The following is a 23,845-nucleotide window of genomic DNA, read 5'->3' on the forward strand; positions in this document are numbered from 1 at the left end:
TGACGGGGCCGGACGGACCGTGTTCGAGCGGTCCCCCGGCTTCTTATTATTAGCCGCGCATTGCCGGCCGGAGACGTGGAAATGAGACGAGTTGTCGTCACGGGGCTGGGCATGCTTACACCGCTCGGCTGCGGCGTTGACGCAACTTGGACGCGCATCCTCGCCGGAGACAGCGGCGGCAAGAAGATCGACACGTTCGAAGTGTCCGACCTGCCGAGCCAGGTCGCCTGCTACATTCCGCGCGGCGACGGCTCCAACGGCACCTTCAATCCCGATCAGTGGATGGAGCCGAAGGACCAGCGCAAGGTCGACGACTTCATCCTCTACGCGATGTGCGCGGCCAGGCAGGCGCTCGACGACGCCAACTGGCATCCGAAGTCCGATGAGGACCAGTTCGCGACCGGCACGATGATCGGCTCCGGCATCGGCGGCCTCACCGGCATTGCCGAGACCGCGGTGCTGCTCAAGGAACGTGGACCGCGCAGGGTCTCTCCCTTCTTCATTCCGGGCCGCCTGATCAATCTGGCGTCCGGCTACGTCTCGATCGAGCACGGCCTGAAGGGCCCCAACCATTCGGTCGTCACGGCGTGCTCGACCGGCGCGCACGCCGTCGGCGATGCAGCGCGGCTGATCGCGCTCGGCGACGCCGACGTGATGCTCGCAGGCGGCGCCGAATCGCCGATCTCCCGCATCGGCATTGCAGGCTTCTGCGCGGCGCGTGCGCTGTCTACCGGCTTCAACGACACCCCGGAAAAGGCATCGCGGCCCTACGACAAGGATCGCGACGGCTTCGTGATGGGCGAGGGTGCCGGCGTCCTCGTGCTCGAGGAATACGAGCACGCCAAACAGCGTGGTGCGAAGATCTATGCCGAGGTCACCGGCTACGGCCTGTCGGGCGATGCCTTCCACATCACCTCGCCGCCGCCGGACGGCAATGGCGGCTTCCGCAGCATGAGCATGGCGTTGAAGCGCGCCGGCCTCGTCGCATCCGATCTCGACTACATCAACGCGCACGGCACCTCGACGCAGGTCGGCGACGAGATCGAGCTCGGCGCGGTCGAGCGTCTGCTCGGCAATGCGGCTTCGAAGGTTTCGATGTCGTCGACCAAGTCGGCGACCGGACATCTGCTCGGCGCGGCCGGTGCGATCGAGGCGATCTTCGCGGTGCTGGCGATTCGCGATAATGTGGTGCCGCCGACCATCAATCTCGACAATCCGTCGGTGCAAACGGCGATCGATCTTGTGCCGCATACGTCGCGCAAGCGTGACGTGAATGTGGCGCTGTCCAATTCCTTCGGTTTCGGTGGCACAAACGCCTCCGTGATCGTGCAGCGCGTGACCAATTAGTAGGTCTTTAGAACTAGTCCACCGTTTTGCCGTATTCCGCGGTGACTCCTAATAGCGGGCGTATGCTATTGGCAGGGCAGGGGTTTGTCCGGCCACGATTCAACCGGCAGGATATTGGTTTGCATCGATGAGTGAGAGGCCGCCCATTTCACCAAGGAGTCCACGTGCCGCGCTGGAGCCCGAACAGGTTCCGCCGCCGCCCAAGCGCTCGGATCGTGCCCGCAATCCTTTCGTGATCGTCGGCAATGCCATCTTCACCATCCTGATCATCCTGATGATCGGCGCCGGCGCCACCTACTACTACGGCAAGCAGACGCTGGAATCGCCGGGGCCGCTGCAGGAAGACAAGATCGTCAACATCCCCGCGCGCGCGGGCAAGCGTGACATCGCCGACGTGCTGTCGCGCGAGGGCGTGATCAACGTCAATCCGTGGGTCTTCATCGGCAGCGTGTTTGCGCTGAAGGCGAGCTCCGATCTCAAGCCCGGCGAATACTCGTTCCAGAAGAATGCCAGCCTGCGCGACGTCATCGCCACCATCGTCGACGGCAAGGTGGTGCAGCACGCCATCACCATTCCCGAAGGTCTGACCTCGGAGCAGATCGTGACGCGGCTCTCCGACAACGACATCTTCACCGGCTCGGTGCGCGAGATTCCGCGCGAGGGCACGCTGTTGCCGGAGACCTACAAATTCCCGCGCGGCACCACGCGCGACCAGGTGATCCAGCGCCTGCAGCAGGCGCAGAAGCGCGTGCTCGCCGAGATCTGGGAACGCCGCAACACCGATTCGCCGCTGAAATCGCCGGACCAGCTGGTGACGCTGGCCTCGATCGTCGAGAAGGAAACCGGCCGCGCCGACGAGCGCAGCCGTGTCGCCGCCGTGTTCGTCAACCGCCTGCGGCAGAGAATGAAGCTGCAATCCGACCCGACCATCATCTACGGATTGGTGGGCGGCAAGGGAACGCTGGGGCGTCCGATCAAGCGCAGCGAGATCACGCAGCCGTCGCCCTACAACACCTATGTGATCGACGGCCTGCCGCCGGGACCGATCGCCAATCCCGGCCGCGCCTCGCTGGAGGCAACCGCCAATCCGGCGCGCACCCGTGACCTGTTCTTCGTTGCCGACGGAACCGGCGGCCACGCCTTTACCGAAACCTACGACCAGCACGCCAAGAACGTCGCCAAGCTGCGCGCGTCGGAAAAGCAGATCCAGAACGACACCGTCGAGCCCGCGGATGATCCGGCGCCGGCCGCCGCGGCGCCCGGCGCGGCCGACACCAATCCTACGGCGGCCACGCCGCCGAAGCCCACCAATCAGAAGAAACCGCCGCGCAGCGGCCGCCAGGGCGCAGCCCAGCAGACCAGTTCGCCGCCCGTTGTGCAGCGCTAAAGCGCGATGCGATCATCGCGCTTTAGCTTCTTGTTCGAGCATAGTCTTTCGGAAATCCGCGTCACACTTTTCCGGACCATGCCGTAGCTCTGCATTTCCCGAAGGTGGACGTAATTCCACTTTCACGGAATCCGTTTTAAGGTTGCACCGGCTGCCCGCGAGTCTCGTCGTCTCCGGGTGCGTCCCATATCCTTCTGTTGGAGAGTTCACGCGATGGCGCTATCGAGCATGACCGGCTTTGCCCGAAGCCATGGCGCGAGCGGTCCCTATACGTTCGAGTGGGAGCTGAAGTCGGTCAACGCCAAGGGCTTTGACCTGCGATTGCGGCTGCCGCCGGGCTGGGACGAACTGGAAGCCCTCGCCAAGAAGCGGGCCGGCGAGTTGCTGTCGCGCGGCACGGTCTACGCCAACCTCAGCGTCAAGCGCACCGATGCGACGCAGACCATCCGGATCAATGAGGACGTGCTGGCCGCGGTCGTGAAGGTCGCAGGTGAACTCGCGCAGCGGATCGACGCGGTGGCGCCGAGCATCGACGGATTGCTCGGCATCAAGGGCGTCATCGAGGTGGTCGAGCCTGACAGCAACGAGGACGAGGACAAGGCGGCGCGCGAGGCGGCGGCGAAGGCCTTCGAGCAGGCGCTCGGCAGCCTCGTCGAGATGCGCCGCCGCGAGGGCGATGCGCTGGGCCAGATCCTGATGCAGCGCATGGACGAGATCGAGCGGCTCGCCAAGCGCGCCGAGACGGCTCCCGGCCGCAAGCCCGAGGCGATCAAGGCCCGGCTTGCCGAGCAGATCGCGGCGCTGCTGGAGACCTCCGATCGCTTCGATGCCGACCGGCTGAGCCAGGAGGCGATCCTGATCGCCACCAAGGCCGATATCCGCGAGGAACTCGACCGCATCGCCTCGCACATCGCCCAGGCGCGCGAGATGATCGGCAAGGGCGGACCGGTCGGGCGCCGGCTCGACTTCCTCGCCCAGGAGTTCAATCGCGAGGTCAACACCTGCTGCTCGAAGTCGAACGACGTCGAGCTGACCAATACCGGGCTTGAAATGAAGAACGTGGTCGAGCAATTCCGCGAACAGGTCCAGAATCTGGAGTGAACGATGACGGCGCAGGGTTTTGACGGCGTTGAGCGGCGCGGACTGATGTTCGTCCTGTCGTCGCCCTCGGGCGCCGGCAAGACGACGCTGTCGCGCATGCTGATCGACCGCATGCCGGGTCTGAAAATGTCGGTGTCGGCGACCACGCGGCCGAAGCGGCCGGGCGAGATCGAGGGGCGCGACTATTTCTTCGTCGACAAGACGAAATTCGAGGCGATGGCCAAGCAGGGCGAACTGCTGGAATGGGCCACCGTGTTCGACAACCGTTACGGCACGCCGCGCGCGCCGGTCGAGGCCGCGCTCGCGGCCGGCGAGGATGTGCTGTTCGATATCGACTGGCAGGGCACCCAGCAATTGCGCGAGAAGGCGCGCGCCGACGTGGTCAGCGTCTTCATCCTGCCGCCGTCAGCCGCCGATCTCGAGAAGCGGCTGCACACCCGTGCGCAGGATTCCGAGGAGGTCATCCGCGGGCGGATGAACCGCGCCACCCATGAGCTGAGCCACTGGGCGGAATACGACTACATCGTCGTCAACCAGAACGTCGACGACGCCTTTGCCGAGGTGCAGTCGATCCTGAAGGCCGAGCGTCTCAAGCGAGAGCGCCGCACCGGCCTCACCGAGTTCGTACGCGGCCTGCAGCGTCAGCTCGAGAAGTAGCTTGTCGAGAAGTAGCCTGCCGGAACCGTGATGCGATCCGGGATCGCATCACGTCTCATCTGCTTTCTTGAGCGCGCTCTAGTTCGCCGCGCTGCGCGCCAGCCGCTGCAGCATCGCCGCGATCTGCTTGTTGTCCTGCTCGGTTTGATCCGCCTCGCGCGGCGTCTCGCGGCGAGCAACCGGCGTCTCGGCGCGGCGCGGAACCGGTGTCTCTGAGCGGCGCGGGGTCGCCTCCGACAGGCGCAGCGGGCGGTCGCGGCCGACCACTGCCATCGGCGGCGCCGGTTCGGTGTGGAGTGAATCCCAGGGCGCACGCCATTCGTCGCTGATCTGGTAGGGCGGCGTACGCGTGCGGGTCAGGCGGAACACCAGCGCGCTGACCAGGCCGGCCAGCGCCAGCGCGCCGACCATCACGATCAGCAGCATCTGCGTCGAGGACGACGACTTCTCGGCGGACGCCTCCGCTGTCACGGGGGCGGCTGGTGCCGGCGCGGCCGTCTGTTGCGGCGTCGTGTCGGCCTGCGCGACCACGGTCGGCTGGTCTGCGGCGTGCCGGGTTCCGTTGGTTCCGGCCATGCTCGATGCGTCCAGCCATCTGGCGTTCACCTCCGACGCCTGGGCGTTCGTGCCTGACGCCGTCGGATCGGTCGCCGCTGCCGCACCGCCGGCTTGACCGGCGGCGGGGGGCGCGACCGGCGCTGCTGCGGCCTGCGGTGAGGGCCATTCGGCATGGGCATCGGCGACGGACTTGCGCATAGCCGGCTGTGGCGGCGCCGGCTGGCTCTGCGGCGGCTGTGCGTCGGCCGTCGCGGTGTCGGGTGCGGCCGCGGGCTGCTGCTGCGTGGTCGCGGTCTTGGCAACAACCTTGTTCTTGGCGTCACCGAGGTACCAGCATTTCTTTTGGGTGCTGCGGTCGAGGTGATAGAACCAGTGGCTTCCCGCAGGCGCGGTTCCCTTCGGCGCGGACTGACAGCTATCCGCGGTCTTCGCGTTCGCCGTATTGGTGCTCGCCGTGCTGGCGGCGGTCTGGGCCATGGCTGTGAAGTTGGCAGCGGCCAACATGCTGACGGCAAGCGCCGCAGCGAATTTCGCTGAACGATTTGACATACGCGTCCCCGGTATTCTTTTTTACGCAAACGCTGGTGACGCCAATCTCGGTAAAGAGTTGGGTCGCAATGCGCCGCAAATCCGGAGCGGGTAGGGCTTAATTGAGGCTCGCGGCGGACCGCAATTGCGGCGCGCCGGAGGCGGGAACGCGGGCTGAACGATCGCTTGGTCGGCGGTCAGGTTCCGCAGGACCAAAGCGCGCGTTGCTGCCGCGAGACCATTGCGTCCCGCCGGCGATCGCAACGCCGGCGGGACGTCTTCGTTAGTTCTTCAGCACGATGCGTCCGACGACCTTGCCGGCGCGCAGTTCATCGATCCATTTCTGGACGTCGGCCATCGGCTCTTCCTTCACCGGCGTCGGCTTGATCTTGCCGGCCCGGGCGAGCGCCATCAACTCCTGGCCCTCGGCCAGCGTGCCCACCATGAAGCCTTCGATGGTCATGCGCTTGTAGACCCATTGCACCATCGGCAGCGTGAACTGGCCGCCCATCAGGCCGGACACCACGATCTTGCCGCCGCGTGCCACCGTCGACACCGCAAACGCCATCGACTTCTCGTTGCCGGCGAAGTCGACGACGCCGTCGAAGCCGCCGTCGCTCTCCTTCAGCATGCGCTTGACGACATCGGGCTCCGCGGGATCGTAGGCCGCCGCGGCACCGTTCTTCAGGGCGGTCTCGCGCGCCGCCGGGCTGAGGTCGGCAACCGCGATCGGCTGCTTGAACATCGCCTGCGCAAACGACAGGCCCATCATGCCGACGCCGCCGAGGCCGATCAGCAGCAGATTGCGCTGGCGCGGACGATCGACCAGGCGCTTCAGCGCGCCGTACGCCGTGACGCCGGAGCACATCAGCGTGGCGGCCTGATTGACCGGCAGCGGATCGTAGTCGAGCAGGTATTTCGCGTCAGGCACCAGCACGTGGGTGGCGAAGCCGCCGTCGATCGAGACGCCGAGGAAGCGCTGCTTGGCGCAGAGATTCTCGTCGCCGGCGAGACAGTCGCGGCACTGGCCGCAGCCGATCCAGGGGAAGACCGCCTTCTTCGTTCCGACCAGATCCTTCGACGCATCGGGACCGACCTCGTCGACGACGCCCGCGATCTCATGGCCGAGCGTGAAGGGCAGCGTCATGCCGCGGGTGGTGTCGAGCTTCTTGCCGCCGCCGAGATCGGCGTAGCCGTCCTGGATGTGGAGATCGGAATGGCACAGGCCGCAGCGCTCGATGCGCACCAGCGCTTCGCGTCCCTGTGGCTTGGGCGTGTCCACGATGGTTTCGCACAGCGGTGCGTCGAATTTCACGAGGGATTGGCGAACCATACGCGCCATTACGTTTTCTCCTGATGTTCTATTTTGTGGACCGTATATCGGCCAATTCCCTGGCCATGGCAACAAAGCCCGCGACCGGAATGGTTTCGGCGCGCCGCGTCGTGTCGATCTGGGCTGCGGCCGCAAGCCGCGCCGGATCGACCGACAGCGATTTCAGGCTCTGGCGCAGCATTTTGCGGCGCTGGCCGAAGGCGGCAGCGGCGACCTGCTCGAGCATGCGGCGGTCGCACGGCTCCGGCGCGCTGCGCGGTATCAATCGTACCACCGATGACGTCACCTTCGGCTGCGGCACGAAGGCCGCGGGCGAGATGTCGAACAGGATCTTGGTCTCGGCGCGCCAGTTGGCGAGCACCGCGAGCCGGCCATAGGCCTCCTCGTCCTCATGGGCGACGATGCGCTCGGCGACCTCGCGCTGAAACATCAGCACCATGGTGTCGTACCAAGGCGGCCACGGTTCGATCGACAGCCAGTCGACCAGGAGCTGGGTTGCGATGTTGTAGGGCAGGTTGGCGACGATCTTGGCCTTGCCGCCATCGAGCAGGGGACGCGGATCGAAGTGCTGCGCGTCGCCATGCACGATCTCGATGCGGCCGGGATAGCGCTTGACGATGTAGTCGAGTGCATCGATCGCGCGCTCGTCGCGCTCGATGGCGATGACACGCTTGGCGCCCATCGCAAGCAGTGCGCGCGTCAGTCCGCCGGGGCCGGGTCCGACCTCGATCACGGTGGCGTCTTCCAGCGGGCCCGCGGCACGGGCAATGCGCGCGGTGAGATTGAGATCGAGCAGAAAGTTCTGGCCGAGCGATTTGCGCGCCGACAGCGAATGCTCGCGAATGATGTCGCGCAGCGGGGGCAGATCGTCGATCGCGCTCACTTAGCTTGATGCCGCGGCCATCCGCGCGGCGAGCCGGAGCGCGGCGATCAGGCTCGACGGATTGGCCTTGCCGGAGCCCGCGATATCGAAGGCGGTGCCGTGGTCGGGCGATGTCCGGATGAAGGGCAGGCCCAGCGTGACGTTGACGGCGTCCTCGAACGCGACGGTTTTGATCGGGATCAGCGCCTGGTCGTGATACATGCAGAGCGCGCAGTCATAGGTCTTGCGCGCGGCTGCGTGGAACATGGTGTCGGCCGGCAGCGGGCCGCGGGCGGCAATGCCGTCGCGGCGCAGGATCTCGACCGCGGGCGCGACGATCTCGACGTCTTCCATGCCGAGCGTGCCGTCTTCGCCGGCATGCGGGTTGAGGCCGGCGACGGCCAGCCGCGGCGAGGCGAGGCCAAACCGCGCCTTCGTGTCAGCGACCACGATTCGCGCGGTCGAGACGATCAGGTCGGTCGACAATTGCGCCAGCGCCTCTCGGACCGACACATGGATCGTCACCGGGACGACGGCGAGCGACGGCGACCATAGCATCATCACCGGCTGCGGCGCGGGCCCGCCGCGGGCGGCAAGCTCGGCGAGGAATTCGGTGTGGCCGGGATGGCGGAAACCGGCGCGGTACAGCACATTCTTGGCGATCGGATTGGTGACGACGGCGCTGGCCTTGCCCGACACAACATCGGCGACGGCCTGACGGATCGACGCCAGCGCGGCATCCGCGCTCGTTCCGTCCGGCTTGCCCGGTTGCGCCGTCGCCGCGTTGCCGGTCGCAACGACGGGCAGGGCCCGTGCAAATGCCGCGGATGCCTCCTCGGCGCTGACCTCCGCAAACTCGACGACGAGCCCGAGCGTCCTGGCGCGCTCGGCCAGGGCCGCGCGGTCACCGAGCAGATAGAACGGCGGAAGGTCGAGTTCGCGCCGGCGCAGCCACGCGGCGAGCGTGATGTCGGGGCCGATGCCTGCGGGCTCGCCGCATGTCAGTGCGAGAGGTTGAGCCATGCGTCAACGATAGTCGATCATCGCCCGCCTGGATATTCGATCATCGCGGCTTTCCGGACTTCCTGCAGATAGGCTTTCGACTTCGCCTCGTACTTCTGCACGTACATCTTGTCCCGCATCTCACGCTTCTTCGGCGTGTCCACGGTGGTTGCCTTCCGGCCGCAGAGGGCGACCATTTCGACGCCCTGCTTGGTGAGTTCGGGAGGGGTGAGGTGGCCGACCGGGGTCTTGTCCAGGATGTCGCGCAGCGGCTGCGGCAGGTCCGCCGACGTCTTCACGACGATCTCGCGGATCGCGGCGTTGCGCATCGACTTGAAGAAGGTGTTGGCTTCCTCGCAGCTGGTGACGCGCTCGCGCAGGGTGTCGGCTTCCTTGCGGCGGTTCTCGAATTCGGATTGCGGAGAGCCGCGGGGCACGATCAGCACGACCGGCTGCATCCGGTATTCGAACGCCTCGGCGTCGGGGGCATCGCCGGTCTCCTTGACCGCGGTGGCGACGTCCTTTTCGCCGACCTGCAGGCTTTCCTTGAAGCGGCCGCGGACCAGGCTGGTCCAGACCATGTCGGCCCTGATGCGTTGCTTGAGCGTATCGGGGCGGATGCCCTTGCTCTCGAGGACCTTGGTCAGCTGGTCGTTGTTCAGCCGCATCCGTTGGGCCATGCCGCCATAGGACTGTTCGATATCGTTGGCGGTGGGATCGACGCCGAATTTCTTGGCTTCCTTGATCTTCAGCTTCTCGTCGATCAGGTCGTCGAGGATGGCCTTTCGATCGGGATTCTTGCCGCCGGTGAGGCCGTTCAGCTTGGCGCGCTGCTCGATGTCGAAATTGGTGATGGGTTCGCCATTGACCATCACGGCGATGGTCTGGGCATGCAGTCGCGCAACGCCCCCGAACAGGAGGAAAAGAGCCAGCAGGGAACTCAACACCAGCGAATGGCAGCGCGTTGGCAGGCTAGCGGTCGTCATTGTGGTCATGTCAGCCGTTTAAACCAATTCAAGCCGGGGCCACCGGCCCACGGGCAATACAAGCCCCCAATTCAAGCCCCCAATACATGGTCCTTGGCAGGCCCCTCGCTCGCTACTGCATGCCAGCCGAACTGCTGGTCGTGGAGGTCTGGGCGATCGTCCGCAGCCCGATCTGGAACATGAACGCATGACTGAGGACGGGCGGCTGCGAGCCTGCCTGATAGGTATAGGACGTGATGTAGTTGGCAGCCAGCACGAAGCAGTCGTCCACATAGCCCGCGCCGACGGCATACTGGTTGATCTTGTTCGCTTCAAGGTCCCAACGCGCCGCACCCTGAACCACCCAGTTCGACGCCACCTTGACCGATCCGCTGGTGAGGATGCCCTCGCGGCGCGTCAGGTAGCCGAGTTCCGGCTGCGCTGCATAATCGCCGTAGGTCACGGCGACCGACCAGCGGTCGAAATTCGCGCTCGCCGTGGCCTCGAACCGGTTGATGTTCCAGGTCGCTTCATCCATCCGCGAGCGGACGCTGAAGGTGTAGGTACGGTTGGGCGAATAGGCGAGGCTCGCGACATAGTCCGAGCGCGGGTTCTGCAGTCCGGAGTCGAGGCCGGTGTTGGTGACGTCGGCGACCGCGAACGAGTTCAGCCCGAACATCTGGTAGGACTGTCCGAACATCCCCTTGATGCTGCCGCCGCGGTCGAACTGCGTGGTGGCCTGCACGCCGACATTGGCGCGGCTGCCGCCCTCGACGCGGTCGTAGCCGGAGAACTTGTCGACCGCGAACAGGTTGCTGGTGTCGAACACCAGGCTCTGCGCGTCCTCGTTCGGAAGCTTGCCGGCATTGGGCTCGTTGGGCCGGATGATGACCTGCGCGATCGGCTCGACGGTGGTCGTGCCCCACGGCTGCACGTTGATGAAGGGGTAGCGGTATTCGAGGCCGACGGTCGGCATGAAGCGGACCGTCTGGGTGTCGCCGACCGGCAGGAAGTTGGAAACGCCCGGCTGATTCGAGATGTCGGCGTTGATTGCATCGGCGCGGACGCTGGCGAACGGCGTCCAGATCTCGCCGAGCGGGTCGGTGTAGGACTTGCGCCACTGCGCCTCGGCCGTCAGCCTTGTGTAGGTGCCCGGCATGCCGCGCAGCAGGCACTGCGAGGGGGTTCGCGCCATCGGATCCGCGGACGTGGTCAAGCACAGGCCGTTGGTGTTGGCGGTCGTCGTGATCGGATCGAACACCGCGGTTTCGCGGGTCAGGTTGACGAAGTTCATCCTGTAGCTCAACTCGCCACCCAGGATGTTGCTGTTGATCACGTTGTTGTAGTCGATCACGGGCGCGACCACCGGGACCTGGTTCTGGTTGCCCGAGTAGCTGAGATAGTAGATCGCGCGCGCGTCGAAGAAGCTGCGGTTGCCGACGCCGGTCAGATAGAGCTGCGAGATCGCTTCCGTCGGCAGCGACAGGAACGAACCGAACGGATCCTTGTACTGGGCGAGCCGGTAGTCGGACATGAAGAAGTAGTCGGACAGCACGACGCCGTCCCAGCCCCAGACCCATTTGTCGTTCAGCGCGAACTGGCCCTTGGTGTCGACGCCCCAGCGGAATTGGCGGTCGCCAGGCTGGCCCTTGAAGGCGTCCTGATCGAGCTGATCGATGCCGTAAAGCCGGATCTGATAAGAGCCGTCCACGAAGCGCTGGCGGAATTCAGTCTGCAGCAGCACGCCCTGCTTCGAGGTGATGCGCGGACTGAAGGTCGCGTCCATGTCAGGCGCGATCGCCCAATAATACGGGATTTCGACGCCGTAGCCGAACGCCGTATAGGTGGTGAAGCCCGGCATCAGGAAGCCGCTCTTGCGCTTCACGGTCGGATCGGGCGTCGAGAAGTAGGGCAGATACGCCATCGGAACACCGAAGAATTCGAGCTGGGCGTTCTCGAAATACAGCATCTTCTCGGTCTGGTTATGGATGATGCGCGCGCCCTTGACCTGCCAGAGCGGCGGCTTCTTCGGATCATCCTTACAGGGTGCGCAGGCGGTATAAACGCCGTTGTCGAACACCGTGTAATTGCCGCTGGACCGGTCGGCGCGGGTCGCCGCCATGCGGGTCTGGTCTTCGGTGTCGACGCGCAGCGAATCGACGAACCCGTCGCGGTAGTCGTCGCTGAGATCCAGGATGTTGGCGTAGGTGATCTTGCCTTCCGCATCGGTCATGCGGATGTTGCCTTCGGCATGAAGACGCTTGGTCTTCTGGTCGTAGATGACCTTGTCGGCCTCGACGCTGGTGCCGTTGTAGAACATCTGGACGTTGCCCACGGCCGAGATGCGGCTGTTGTTGTAGTCGTAATCGACCTCGGTCGCCTGAACGAGCATCTGCCCGTCATTCTTGGCCGGTGGGCGGACCGGCTTCGGCGGACGTGGATTGTAGGTGAAGGCCTGCGCTGAAGCCGGCGTCGACGCGACGACGTCGAGCGCGCTGACCACGACGAACGCGGCAAGGAGAGCAGAAATCGAAACGCCAAACGCGGCCATGCGGCTCCGTTGACGGCGCAGGGCACTGCGCCGCCCGGATACAGGCGACCTCAACTGGCGGGCGGCGACGGTAGCCACTACCCGTCCTCCTGGTACAGCAAGGCTAAGAAACCGGTGAGGCTACCCACAACGACAGGCAACCACGCCGCAGCGATGGGATGCATCAACTCAGCCTTGCTCAAATCTTCAGTTACTTTCGACAGGACGTAGAGCAGAAAGCCTGCGCCCACGCCACTCAAAACCATCTTCTGCACGCCGCCCATCCGGAAGAAGCGGAGGCTCACAGAAGCCGCCAACATCACCATCGCAGCCAGCAAAAACGGCTGCGCGATAAGCTTGTGATACTGCAAGCGATAGCCGGCCGTCGCGAACCCTGAGCTCTCCGACGAACGGATGTAGTTCGGCAGTTGCCAAAAGGACACAGTTTCAGGGGTGGAGAAACTGTTGCGCACCTGTGCAGGGGTCAAGGTGGTGGTCAGGTAGAAGGTGTCCTGGTCCACCGGAGCCTTGTCGAGGGTGTATCGGCGTACTCCCGTGAACGCCCAGCGACCTTCTTCGAGCGTCGCTTCGCGGGCCTCGATTCGTTCCTTGAACTGCAGCGCCGTATCGAATCGGAACACCGTGAGGCCGGTCAGCCGGATGCCCTGCTGCTCGCTGCGGGCTGCATTGATGATCGCCTGACCTTCGTCGTTGATCTGGTTGAGCCAGAAACCGGATGCGTCCTGGATGCCGCCGCCGGGCGCCGAGCCGAACAGCTCGGCCTCCATCCGTTTGGAGAGCTCGCGCAGATTGGCCGACACCGGATTGTAGGCGGTGGTCGCGAAGATGCCGAGCACGATCGCACTGACCAGCGCGGGCGAGATGAATTGCCAGGCCGAGACGCCGGCGGCGCGTGCCACGACGAGCTCCAGCCGCCGCGACAGCGCGAGATAGCAGGTCATCGCGCCGATCAGCACGCAGAACGGCATCAGTTTCTCGAGCAGCTGCGGCACGCGGAACAGCGAGGTTTCCGCGACCGTGATCGCGGAGGCCCCGACGAGGCTCGACGTCTTGCGCACCATCTCGATGTAGTCGACCAGCACGAGCAGCACGAAGATGCCCGCGAACACGCCCACCGCCGCGACGACGAAGCGGCCGGCGAAATAACGCCCGAGCGTATTTGTGACCATGCTCATGCGGTGGCGGGCCTCCGGAAGAGGCGCGCAATGCGCTCGTTGTTCCTGTTGATGACTTCCATCAGTGCCGCCGGCGGTTCGACGACCACGCCGCCGACGATCATCCAGATCCCGACGCCGATGCCGGCGAACAGCATCAGATATTGCACCAGGGCCGCCAGCGGCGTCTTCACCGCCATGACGGAGCAGGCGAATCCGACCATGCGCAGGCCGAACACCGCGAAGACCGAGCCGCCGATCGAGAAATTGCGGCTTTGGCGCGTGGTGCGCGGCGCGCCGAGGAATGCAAAGGTGAGGGCCGCGAACGCAAACGGATAGATCGGCGCCATGAAGCGATCATGCAGCTCGGCGAAGAACTGGCCCGACAGCTGCTGATAGGTCTGGTCGTTCTCGTCCGGCCACATCAGTTCCCAGAGGTAGCGCTCGCGAATTCCGAGCGTGACGTCGCGGCCCTGCGAGAATTTCGACATGTCGAACGCGTAGCGCTGAAACACCACCAGCGTCGGATCGCGCTTGCCGACTTCGAATCGCTCGAGATTGCCGTCCTCCAGCACCAAGTATGAGCCGCTCTCGTTCTTCAGCACGGTGCCGTGGTCGGCTACGATGGTGACGCGCTGCTGCGGATCGCGGCGATCGTCGACGAATACGCCGCCGAGCACGCCGCCGGGCAGGCGCTCGCGGATCCGAATCGTCAGGTTCTGATCGAGCTGGGCGAAGCGGCCGGGCTGCAGGATGTTGGTCAGCACGTCGGCGGTGATCTCGGCATCCCACTGCTTGATTCGGCGCATGCCGTCGGGGGCGAGATAGGCGCCGATGAAGGCGACCAGCGCCGCCACCACGCAGGTGGCGAAGAAGAACGGCCGGAACAGCCGGAACGGCGAGAAGCCCGCCGCGTTCATGACGATGATCTCGGAATCGGTCGCGAGCTTGTTCAGCGTGTGCGAGATCGCGATCATCAGCGCGATCGGGGCGATGATCAGGACCAGGGCAGGGATCACGAGGCTGGTGATGCCGAGGAAGGTAAGGATGGTCTGACCCTGGCTGGTCATCAGGTCGATGCCGCGCAACGCTTGGGTAATCCAGATCACGCCGGTAAGGCTGACCAGGACAAGCGCAAACGACGCCAGCGTCGTTTTGAAGATGTACTTGTCGATCGACCCCATCGCTACCGCACGGCCCCCAAGACCCCCTTCACGCAACCAAACGCACGGCTTTCGACCAATCCCGTCAACCCGGGTTCCCCTATGGTCGAGCCGCGGACTCGTCCGGCTCACTCTCTGTTCACAATCTCACTACCATCCCTTTGATCCGTCAACAAAATGGCCGGGCCAAGGCACGCTTAATTTATGGTTAATTAATCGCTTTTGTGGCCTTCCGGCCACTCCGGCGCTTGGCAGCGGCGCAGCCGGCAGGTCATAGTGTGCCACAAGCCCGGTCCGGGTCGCTCCGGACCGCCATCGCAATGCTCACCCCCGCGTGCCGGAAGGGCCGCCTCAGGCCCGAGCAACACCCTGAGTTCTGGAGGATTTTCCTATGTCCGACGCCGTCAAGGTCGGCTTCGTCCCGTTCTCCGCGTCCGCCCGCGGCATTCTGGTCGCCTTTTGCGACGAGCAATTGAAGCTGGGAGCCGCCACCCGGAAGGCGCTGGGAGCTGCCGCCGAGACCGTCAAGCGGGCCGCGGCCGCCAACCAGTTCAAGGGCAAGAGCGGGGCGGCGCTGGACATCCTGGCGCCGGAGGGAATCAAGGTCGACCGGCTGATCGTGATTGGCACCGGCAAGGTGGCCGACCTCAAGGAGAAGGATCTTCTCAAGTTCGGCGGCGTGGTGGCCGGCAAGCTCAACGCAGGTAGCGGTGCGATGACCGTCATCTCGGAACTGCCCGATGCCGCAATGACAGCCGGCCAGGCGGCGACGATCGCGACCGGCATCCGGCTGCGCGCCTACAAGTTCGACCGCTACAAGACCAAGAAGAAGGACGGCGAGGACGGCGCCGTGCGCGCCGATGTCTCGATCGCGGTCGACGACGTCGCTTCTGCCAGGAAGGCGTTTGCGCCCGAATCGTCCATCGTCGACGGCGTGAACCTGGCGCGTGAGCTCGTCAACGAGCCGCCGAACGTGCTGTACCCCGAAGAGTTCGCGCGCCGCGCCAGCCAGCTGCGCAAGCTCGGCGTCACCGTCGAGGTCCTCGACGTCAAGGCGATGACCAAGCTCGGCATGGGCGCGCTGCTCGGCGTCGGGCAGGGCTCGGTGCGGCCCAGCCGCACCGTGATCATGCGCTGGAACGGCGGCAAGAAGAGCGAGGCGCCGGTCGCATTCGTCGGCAAGGGCGTCTGCTTCGACACTGGCGGTATCTCCATCAAGTCGGCCGGTGGCATGGAGGATATGAAGGGTGACATGGGCGGTGCGGCCTGTGTGGTCGGGCTGATGCACGCGCTCGCGGCGCGCAAGGCCCGCGTCAACGCGGTCGGCGCCATCGGCCTTGTCGAGAACATGCCCGACGGCAACGCGCAGCGTCCGGGCGACATCGTGACCTCGATGTCCGGCCAGACCATCGAAATCATTAACACCGACGCCGAGGGGCGCCTCGTGCTCGCCGACGTGCTCTGGTATGTCGCCAAGAAGTGCAAGCCGAAATTCATGGTCGATCTCGCAACGCTGACCGGCGCGATCATGGTCGCGCTCGGCACCGATTACGCCGGCCTGTTCTCCAATAATGACGAACTCGCCGAGCGCCTCGCCAAGGTCGGCCTGGAGACCGGCGAGAAGGTGTGGCGCATGCCGCTCGGTCCCGAATACGACAAGCAGATCGACTCGCAATTCGCCGACATGAAGAACACCGGCGGACGCAATGGCGGCTCGATCACGGCCGCGCAATTCCTGCAGCGCTTTGTCGACGGCACGCCCTGGGCCCATCTCGACATCGCCGGCACCGCGATGGGCGCGCCGAAGACCGAGATCAATCAGAGCTGGGGCTCGGGTTACGGTGTCCGGCTACTCGAGCGGCTCGTCTCCGAGTATTATGAAGCCAGGAAATAACAATAGAGTGTCGGCCGGCGCATGACCGAGGTTCTGTTCTACCATCTGCAGAACATGACGCTGGAGAGCGTGCTGCCGCCGCTGCTCGAGAAGTCGCTCGAGCGCGGCTGGCGGGTGGTCGTGCAATCGACATCGCAGGAGCGCGCCGAGACGCTCGACGCGCATTTGTGGACCTACAGCGACGATTCGTTCCTGCCGCATGCGAGCTCGCGGGTTGCCGACGCCCACGACCAGCCGATCATCCTGTCGATCGAGGAGAGCAATCCGAATCGGGCCAATGTCCGATTCCTGGTCGACAACGCGGCCCTTCCGGCCGACTGCGACAGCTACGAGCGCCTGGTCCTCGTGTTCAACGGCGACGACCCCGACGCGGTGGCTTCGGCGCGGGAGAGCTGGACCGCCTGCAAGGCACGCGGCTTCGAGGTCACCTATTGGCAGACCGACGAGCGGGGACGCTGGCAGCGGCGCCAATAGCGATATCGATGAATTAATGATAATTCGACGTTTCCTCGGGCGGGTCACGGTCATGCCGCAAAGTGATGTTCGGACAAGCCCTTAGGTAGAGGGGTTAGGAGCCTTGTCGATCGTGCGAGACGGAACATTCAGTCGGAAGTCGCTGCTGGCGTTGCTGGTACTTGCACCTAGCCTTGCCGGCTGCTCGGGCGCGTCCGACATCTTTTCGCGTGACGCGGATTGGTTCTCGCGCCCTGGACGGGTGTTCATCCGCAACATCTCGATCGAATCGCCTCCGCTGACGCCGGACAAACCGGTGACCAACGACGATCTCGTCAGTGCCGACGGAAGCTGTCCCGGCATGGCGCCGCCCGCGGGTGCCACTGACGCGAACGCGCAGGCTGGCGGTGCGCCGCGGCCGACGGGCGGCAGTGTCGCACTTGGTCACACCGAATGCGACGTCGTGCGTGGCATCGGCGCCCCCGACAGCGTGAACCTGTCCAGCGGCCCGGGCGGCGGACGCGTCGCGGTCGTGACCTGGTCACGCGGCGCACGCGCCGGTATCTATACGTTCTCCTCAGGACGCCTGACGTCGGTCGAGCGCGGCCCGGATGCTGCGCCGGAGCCGAAGCCCGCGAAGCCGAAGAAGAAAAAGACCGCGCACGGCTAGGGCATTTTCGCCGCAGCGACAGCTCGATGCCTGCAGGCGCGGGCATGACACCGGAAAGAATGAGAGCCCAGGCTCCCTCCACACGTCGTCCCTGCGAAAGCAGGGACCTATAACCACAGATGGTTATTGTTGCGCGATCGTCGAACGACGAGTCTCCTCGACCACATCCGCCGCGGAGTATATGGGTCCCTGCTTTCGCAGGGACGACACCGTATATATGTGGCTCCGCCCGGCGGATCAAATCTAGTTCGCGGCTTCGTCGAGCTCGGCACTGGCTTCCAGCCATTCTTCCTCGGCGCGTTGCAGCGCGCTCTCGGCGCCGGCGCGCGCCTTGGTCAGCTGTGCGGCCTGCTTGGGATCGCGCGTGAAAATATCGGGCAGCGCGAGCGCGGTATCGATCTTGGCGATGATGCCGTTGATGCGCTCGATCTCGCTCTCGGCCTGCGCGACCCGCTGCCTCGGTGAAGCGCGCTTTTCGTTGCGGTTGCGTTCCGGCTTTGCGGGCTCCTTGACGCGCTCGCGCGCGGCCGGCCGTCCGTCATTGGCCGACAGGATCATGCGACGATACTCGTCGAGATCGCCGTCATATGCCGTCACGGTCTGGTTCGCCACGACCCACAGACGATCGGCGCAGGCCTCGATCAGATAGCGATCGTGCGAGACCATCATGATGGCGCCGGGGAATTCGTTGATCGCCTCCGCCAGCGCCGCGCGGCTGTCGATGTCGAGATGGTTGGTCGGCTCGTCCAGGATGATCATGTTGGGGGCGTAGAACGTCGCAAGCCCAAGCAGCAGCCGCGCCTTCTCGCCGCCCGACAGGCTCTTCACCAGCGTGTCGCCGGCCTTGCCGGAGAAGCCGATCGCGCCGACGCGGCCGCGCACCTTGCTCTCCGGCGCCTCGGGCATCAGCTTGCGGATGTGATCGTAGGGCGAGCCGTCGAGGTTGAGCTCGTCGACCTGATGCTGGGCGAAATAGCCGACCGACAGTTTGTCCGCCCGCGTGATCCTGCCCGCGAACGGCGCGAGCTTGCCTGCCAGCAACTTGACCAGCGTCGACTTGCCGTTGCCGTTGGAACCAAGGAGCGCGATGCGGTCGTCGGGATCGACGCGCAACGTCACGCGATTGAGCACGGGCTTGCCCGGCTCGTAGCCGACCGAGACGTCATCGACCGCGATGATCGGCGGCGACAGCAGCTTCTCCGGTGCCGGAAAGGAGATCTCGCGAACGTCCTGGGTTACCAACGCGGTGATCGGCTTCATCCGCTCCAGCATCTTGACGCGCGACTGCGCCTGCCGCGCCTTGGAAGCCTTGGCCTTGAAGCGGTCGACGAAGTCCTGCAGGCGCTTGCGCTCATCGGCCTGCCGCTTGGCGTGCTTGGCGTCGAGCAATTCACGCGCGGCGCGCTGCTCCTCGAATGAGGAATAGGTGCCCTTGTAGAGCGTGAGCTTGCCGCGATCGAGGTGCAGGATCTGATCGACCGAGGTGTCGAGGAGATCGCGGTCGTGGCTGATCACGATCACCGTGCGCGGGTAGTTGGCGAGGTGGTTCTCGAGCCACAGCGTGCCCTCGAGATCGAGATAGTTGGTCGGCTCGTCCAGCAGCAGGAGATCGGGCGCGGAGAACAGCGTCGCCGCCAGCGCCACGCGCATGCGCCAGCCGCCGGAGAATTCCGCGCACGGCCGTGCCTGGTCTGATGTCGAGAAGCCGAGGCCGGAGAGGATCGCCGCGGCGCGGGCCGGGGCGGAGTGGGCGTCGATGTCGACCAGCCGGGTTTGGATCTCGGCGATCCGATGCGGGTCGTGCGCAGTTTCGGCCTCGCGCAGCAGCGCGTCGCGTTCGAGGTCGGCCTTCAGCACGACGTTGATCAGGCTTTCGGGCCCGTCGGGCGCTTCCTGCGCGAGGCTGCCGATCCGCCAGCGCGGCGGAAGCGCGATGCTGCCGCTCTCGGTCGGGAGCTCGCCCCGGATGGCATGAAACAGCGTCGACTTGCCGACACCGTTGCGGCCGACAAATCCGACGCGTGCGCCGGGCACGATTTGCACAGAACTGTGATCAATCAACAGCCGCCCGGCGATCCGGACTGAAATGTCAGTGATGGAGAGCATGCAGCGTTGTCACCGGACCCGCTGCCAAACGCAACCCGTCTATCTGTAAAATCTCTCCCGACGGCTGTTGCAAAAAACGCAATTGGGCTGCTGGTCAGCCCACCATATATCTAATGGCGCTCATTGTCCCGGCGTTGCATCTCCTCGAGGAGCTGCTGCAGGCGGGACGACAGTGCGGGTTCTGGCCGCATGCTTTGCTGGAGCCGCTCACCCACGGCATCGCAGATGTAACGGCAGGTCTTGCGATCAATCTGATCGGGATCGTTCTTGGTCTGGATCATTGTCATGGCATTTCTCTTGGTATGTCTCTTGGCGAGTTCCACCTCGCGTATTCGCGTAATCGTTGCCATGACAAGTCGCGACCCCCGAATTTGGTTTCCGTTCCGCCTTACTCTTGCCTTGAGGTAGTAGGGCGCATCATGCGGCCGGGTTCCCTAGCGGGCACAAAAAGCCCCGGCGCAAGGCCGGGGCGAAAGCAAGTCAGGGGAGCAGTCGACAGAACAGATGGATCAGTAGCAGCGATTGACCAGGCGCCAGCGGGGACCCCACGGGGTCGGCACGACGCGGCGCACGTAGCAACCGCCACCGTAGCCATATCCGCCGTAGTAGGCCGGACCTCCGACGATGACGCGCGGGCCGCCCCACCAGCCGTGGTGCCATCCACCGTGCCAGCCGCCATGCCAACCACCCCAGGCTGAAGCGGAGGTCGGGGCGAGCGCGGCGGCACCGAGCGAAATTGCGGCAACGGCAGCGAGCGATAATTTGCGTAACATGATCGTCTCCTCGAGGTATGGGCGCGCATGACGCGCCCGCGGTGACATCGTTTCCCGAGACGTCCTGTGAGGCTTGCGGATGGGGGGCCAGCAAGGCGTCCGATCGGGGCTGAGCCTAGGCGGCCGCAGCTGAACGGCAGCGACACGGCGCTGTCAGAATGGGTTCACCTAAGTGAAATCGCGGTAAGTTGCCCGAGCCTGTCTCTGTCCGGAGACCGCCCGGACGACGGTTTTTGTCGTGAAAATCCATCAAAACTAAAGGCTAACGCGTCACAGGGTCGCTTGCCGTTACCCCATCGCGCCGATATAAGCCCCGGCAACTCCCAGCCACCGTTTACAAGGACGAAATCATGGCGATTGAACGCACCTTTTCGATCATCAAGCCCGATGCCACCGAGCGCAACCTGACCGGCGCGGTCAATGCGGTGATCGAGAAGGCCGGCCTGCGGGTCGTGGCGCAGAAGCGCATCCAGATGACCCGCGGCCAGGCCGAAACCTTCTATGCCGTCCACAAGGCGCGTCCATTCTTCGGCGAACTGGTCGACTTCATGACCTCCGGCCCCGTGGTGGTCCAGGTGCTGGAAGGCGAGGGCGCCATCCTGAAGTATCGCGACGTGATGGGTGCGACCGATCCGTCGAAGGCCGCCGAAGGCACCATCCGCAAGCTCTATGCGAAGTCGATCGGCGAGAATTCGGTGCACGGTTCGGACGCGCCGGAGACCGCGGTGATCGAGATCGCGCAGTTCTTCGCCGGCAACGAGATCGTCGGCTAAGGCCGAACAACAGAAAGTGACGCGGTCTCCTGAGGAGACCGCGTCGACGTGAACTGGGAGCGGCGGACCACCGCCGCCAGGGGCGGCCGCAGGGCCGAATAGGACTCGCTGTGGACTGGCTGTGGCAGATCTTTGATCCGGCGTACATCGGCGCGTTCTTCACCGAGTTCAAGAACGAGATGGCGACCCCGACCTTCTGGGTCGCCGTCGGCAAGATCATCTGGATCAACGTCCTGCTGTCGGGCGACAACGCGCTCGTGATCGCGCTGGCCTGCCGCGGGCTCGCGCCGCGCCAGCGCCTGTGGGGCATGATTCTCGGTGCCGCCGCGGCAGTGCTGCTGCGTGTCATCTTCACCGGCATCGTCGCCAGCCTGATGGAGCTTCCCTACCTGAAGCTGGTCGGCGGACTGGCGCTGATCGTGATCGCCGCCAAGCTCCTGGTGCCGGAGCAGGAGGACGAGGACAGCGTGCATACGGCCTCGCATCTGTGGGCCGCGGTTCAGATCGTCGTCGTCGCCGACATCGTGATGAGCCTCGACAATGTGATCGCGGTCGCCGCTGCCGCCAATGGCAGCGTGCCGCTGCTGGTGCTCGGACTCGCGATCAGCGTTCCCCTGATCGTTGCCGGCGCGGCGCTGATCATGGCGCTGCTCTCCAAGCTGCCGATCCTGGTCTGGGCCGGCGCCGCGCTGCTCGGCTGGATCGCGGGCGACGTCATCGCGACCGATCCGGCGGTGCATCCCAGGCTGAATGCCCTGTTCGCCGGACCGCTCGGTGCCAGGCTCGATTCCTGGCTGACCTCGGTCGGCATGTCGCCGCAATTCGCCCATGGCGGCAACGGCGGCGAGATCACGCTCGCCGTGCTCGGCATCGTCGTGGTGCTGGTCATCGGATCGCTCTGGCGCCGTCACGCGCTTCGCAAGGCCAAGCACGCTGCCAAGGCGGCGTGAGGTCCCGTAGCGTTTTCGAGCGAGGTGGACGCCGGTTCGCGTGAGGAAAACGCCTCAAAGCTAGAGGGCTGGACGTCGTCGGTTCTGACTGAAATCAGAACCGACGACGTCTAACGCCGCACGATCGAGCCGGCGCGCCCGAGCAGCCGCGCCAATTGCTTGAAGCGGCTGCCGACGCGATCGGCGACCAGATCCACCATCCGATGCTCGAACACCAGCATCAGCTTGCGGCCCTGGGTACGGAAATGCGTCGCCGGCAGCACGCCGGTGCGCGCCGCCGTGATCAGATGTGCGACACGGAACGCGGCGCCGAGCACGCGCGCGCGCTCGTCCATCGCCGGCGTCACCAGCGCGCGGATCTGCGGCGGCGGCTCGTTCTCCTCGCTGAGGCCGGCGTAGCGATAGAACACCGACAGCGCAACGAAGGCGCGGCCCTGATGCGTGATCGAGCCGAAATTGCCGTTCATGATCAGGCTGAGGGTTTCCTCGCCGCGATGATCGGGATGCACGCGCCAGCCGATGTCGGAGAGCAGGCAGGCGACGTGACGCAGCCTGCGGTCTTCCTCGGTCTCGCGCAGCCTGACGACGCGCACCAGCCGGTCGGTCCAGGCGGTCAGCTCCTGGGCGTGGCGGGCCGAGCGCGACAGCAATTGGTTGAGGTTCTGCGCGGCGCAGACCAGCCCGTCCTTGGCGCGTTCGGCCTGCGGCAGCATCTCGTAGAGCAGGCCCTCGCGCACGCCGAACGTCGAGAACACGATGGTCTTCGGCTGGGCGGCGCGGATGATGTATTCGAGCACGAGTGCGGCGTAGGCCAATAGCGGCCGCCGTGCATCGGCGACCGACTCGATATTGGCGAGCATATTGGTGGCCGCCAGCCGCCGCAGCCGCTGCGCGAAGTCGAGCGCGTCCGCCGCCGGAATCGAATAGCCGTGCATCACCTTGAGCGGGTAGCCGCTCTGGATGATGTGGATGCGCGCCAGCGCGCGCCAGGTGCCGCCGACCGCGTAGAAGGTACGGCCACGGCCGGTCTTGAGCTGGGCGACGCCGAGCAGTTCGTTCTTGACGATGCGTTCGGCGCGCTTGAGCGATTTGTTCGAGAGGTCCTGCAGCGCAAGGCTGCCGAGCGGCAGCGTCACGCCGCTGCGCACGCGGTTGCCCTTGACGTCGATCAGTTCGAGCGAGCCGCCGCCGAGGTCGCCGACGATGCCGTTCGGATTGTGCACGCCCGACACGACGCCGAGCGCAGACAGCTTCGCTTCACGCGGTCCGGTCAGAATCTCGATCTTGGCGCCGCAGATGCGCTCGGCCTTGGCGATGAAGTCCGGACCGTTCTTGGCATCGCGGCAGGCCGCGGTCGCAATCGCGTAGACGCGGCCGACCTGCTGGATCCGGCACAGCGCACGAAAGCGGCGCAGCGCAGTGAGCGCCTTGTTGACGGCGTCGGTTGCGAGCAGGCCGGTGCTCTGCACCTCACGTCCGAGCCCGCACAGCGCCTTCTCGTTGAAGATGGTGATGAGGCTGCGCGCCATCGCCTCGTAAACCACGAGACGAACCGAGTTCGAGCCGATATCGATCACAGCGACGCTGGAAGCGCGCTTCCGCGGCCGCTTCACCGTAA

21 protein-coding genes are annotated in these 23,845 nt (G+C 65.2%); 9 read left to right on the forward strand and 12 right to left on the reverse strand.

The window, feature by feature from the left end:
• The first annotated feature begins 81 nt into the window (after positions 1-81).
• The 4 genes from fabF (at position 82) to gmk (ending at position 4,492) form a co-directional block, all read left to right on the forward strand.
• Positions 82-1,347: a beta-ketoacyl-ACP synthase II gene (gene fabF, locus ACVIGB_RS05880; RefSeq protein ID WP_342722365.1), complete on the forward strand. Its 1,266-nt coding sequence runs from the start codon at positions 82-84 to the stop codon at positions 1,345-1,347.
• 127 nt (positions 1,348-1,474) lie between these two features.
• The gene (gene mltG, locus ACVIGB_RS05885) at positions 1,475-2,734 is read left to right on the forward strand and encodes an endolytic transglycosylase MltG (protein ID WP_456723421.1); all 1,260 of its coding nucleotides are present in this window, start codon (positions 1,475-1,477) and stop codon (positions 2,732-2,734) included.
• A 213-nt stretch (positions 2,735-2,947) separates the two neighbouring features.
• Positions 2,948-3,835: a YicC/YloC family endoribonuclease gene (locus ACVIGB_RS05890; RefSeq protein WP_456723420.1), complete on the forward strand. Its 888-nt coding sequence runs from the start codon at positions 2,948-2,950 to the stop codon at positions 3,833-3,835.
• Between the two features lie 3 nt (positions 3,836-3,838).
• Positions 3,839-4,492: a guanylate kinase gene (gmk, locus tag ACVIGB_RS05895; protein ID WP_456723419.1), complete on the forward strand. Its 654-nt coding sequence runs from the start codon at positions 3,839-3,841 to the stop codon at positions 4,490-4,492.
• A 78-nt stretch (positions 4,493-4,570) separates the two neighbouring features.
• Here the strand turns inward: gmk and ACVIGB_RS05900 are convergent, their stop codons facing one another.
• From ACVIGB_RS05900 to lptF, 8 genes are all read right to left on the reverse strand, one after another.
• Positions 4,571-5,599 carry a hypothetical protein gene (locus ACVIGB_RS05900; protein WP_456723418.1) on the reverse strand — a complete coding sequence of 343 codons (1,029 nt, stop codon included), beginning with the start codon at positions 5,597-5,599 and terminating at the stop codon, positions 4,571-4,573.
• Between the two features lie 262 nt (positions 5,600-5,861).
• Positions 5,862-6,920 (reverse strand): alcohol dehydrogenase, encoded by a 1,059-nt coding sequence (locus ACVIGB_RS05905; RefSeq protein ID WP_456723417.1) that lies wholly within the window; start codon positions 6,918-6,920, stop codon positions 5,862-5,864.
• A gap of 19 nt (positions 6,921-6,939) precedes the next feature.
• A complete protein-coding gene (gene rsmA / locus ACVIGB_RS05910; RefSeq protein ID WP_456723416.1) occupies positions 6,940-7,794 on the reverse strand; it encodes a 16S rRNA (adenine(1518)-N(6)/adenine(1519)-N(6))-dimethyltransferase RsmA in 855 nt (284 codons plus the stop codon).
• Positions 7,795-8,796: a 4-hydroxythreonine-4-phosphate dehydrogenase PdxA gene (pdxA, locus tag ACVIGB_RS05915; protein ID WP_456723415.1), complete on the reverse strand. Its 1,002-nt coding sequence runs from the start codon at positions 8,794-8,796 to the stop codon at positions 7,795-7,797.
• Positions 8,797-8,813: 17 nt separating this feature from the next.
• Entirely contained in the window at positions 8,814-9,761 is a 948-nt protein-coding gene (locus tag ACVIGB_RS05920; RefSeq protein WP_456723414.1) for a SurA N-terminal domain-containing protein, read from the reverse strand.
• Between the two features lie 112 nt (positions 9,762-9,873).
• On the reverse strand, positions 9,874-12,291 hold the full coding sequence (locus tag ACVIGB_RS05925) for an LPS-assembly protein LptD (protein WP_456723413.1): 2,418 nt from the start codon (positions 12,289-12,291) through the stop codon (positions 9,874-9,876).
• A gap of 77 nt (positions 12,292-12,368) precedes the next feature.
• The gene (gene lptG, locus ACVIGB_RS05930; RefSeq protein WP_092113464.1) at positions 12,369-13,466 is read right to left on the reverse strand and encodes an LPS export ABC transporter permease LptG; all 1,098 of its coding nucleotides are present in this window, start codon (positions 13,464-13,466) and stop codon (positions 12,369-12,371) included.
• Positions 13,463-14,629: an LPS export ABC transporter permease LptF gene (gene lptF / locus ACVIGB_RS05935; protein ID WP_092113467.1), complete on the reverse strand. Its 1,167-nt coding sequence runs from the start codon at positions 14,627-14,629 to the stop codon at positions 13,463-13,465. Before lptF ends, lptG begins: the two co-directional genes overlap by 4 nt.
• Before the next feature lie 370 nt (positions 14,630-14,999).
• On the opposite strand from lptF, the gene ACVIGB_RS05940 reads away from it, so the two are divergent.
• From ACVIGB_RS05940 to ACVIGB_RS05950, 3 genes are all read left to right on the forward strand, one after another.
• The gene (locus tag ACVIGB_RS05940; RefSeq protein WP_456723412.1) at positions 15,000-16,502 is read left to right on the forward strand and encodes a leucyl aminopeptidase; all 1,503 of its coding nucleotides are present in this window, start codon (positions 15,000-15,002) and stop codon (positions 16,500-16,502) included.
• Positions 16,503-16,523: 21 nt separating this feature from the next.
• Complete coding sequence (locus tag ACVIGB_RS05945) at positions 16,524-16,976, forward strand: DNA polymerase III subunit chi (RefSeq protein WP_092113470.1); 453 nt, start codon at positions 16,524-16,526, stop codon at positions 16,974-16,976.
• A gap of 103 nt (positions 16,977-17,079) precedes the next feature.
• On the forward strand, positions 17,080-17,625 hold the full coding sequence (locus ACVIGB_RS05950) for a hypothetical protein (protein ID WP_456723411.1): 546 nt from the start codon (positions 17,080-17,082) through the stop codon (positions 17,623-17,625).
• Between the two features lie 243 nt (positions 17,626-17,868).
• Here the strand turns inward: ACVIGB_RS05950 and ACVIGB_RS05955 are convergent, their stop codons facing one another.
• The 3 genes from ACVIGB_RS05955 to ACVIGB_RS05965 all read right to left on the reverse strand — a co-directional run bounded on the left by ACVIGB_RS05955 (position 17,869) and on the right by ACVIGB_RS05965 (position 20,504).
• Entirely contained in the window at positions 17,869-19,731 is a 1,863-nt protein-coding gene (locus tag ACVIGB_RS05955) for an ABC-F family ATP-binding cassette domain-containing protein (RefSeq protein ID WP_456723410.1), read from the reverse strand.
• Positions 19,732-19,841: 110 nt separating this feature from the next.
• Positions 19,842-20,018: a hypothetical protein gene (locus ACVIGB_RS05960; RefSeq protein ID WP_456723409.1), complete on the reverse strand. Its 177-nt coding sequence runs from the start codon at positions 20,016-20,018 to the stop codon at positions 19,842-19,844.
• A gap of 222 nt (positions 20,019-20,240) precedes the next feature.
• Positions 20,241-20,504 carry a sulfur globule protein precursor gene (locus tag ACVIGB_RS05965; protein ID WP_092125576.1) on the reverse strand — a complete coding sequence of 88 codons (264 nt, stop codon included), beginning with the start codon at positions 20,502-20,504 and terminating at the stop codon, positions 20,241-20,243.
• Between the two features lie 350 nt (positions 20,505-20,854).
• Between ACVIGB_RS05965 and ndk the strand changes: the two genes are divergently transcribed.
• Both ndk and ACVIGB_RS05975 read left to right on the forward strand, forming a co-directional pair.
• The gene (gene ndk / locus ACVIGB_RS05970; protein WP_050425938.1) at positions 20,855-21,277 is read left to right on the forward strand and encodes a nucleoside-diphosphate kinase; all 423 of its coding nucleotides are present in this window, start codon (positions 20,855-20,857) and stop codon (positions 21,275-21,277) included.
• A gap of 110 nt (positions 21,278-21,387) precedes the next feature.
• A complete protein-coding gene (locus ACVIGB_RS05975; RefSeq protein WP_092113482.1) occupies positions 21,388-22,227 on the forward strand; it encodes a TerC family protein in 840 nt (279 codons plus the stop codon).
• A 110-nt stretch (positions 22,228-22,337) separates the two neighbouring features.
• Here ACVIGB_RS05975 and ppx read toward each other — a convergent pair whose 3' ends face one another.
• On the reverse strand, positions 22,338-23,840 hold the full coding sequence (gene ppx, locus ACVIGB_RS05980) for an exopolyphosphatase (protein WP_456723408.1): 1,503 nt from the start codon (positions 23,838-23,840) through the stop codon (positions 22,338-22,340).
• Positions 23,841-23,845 lie beyond the last annotated feature (5 nt).

This window comes from Bradyrhizobium sp. USDA 4341 (genome assembly GCF_054063755.1).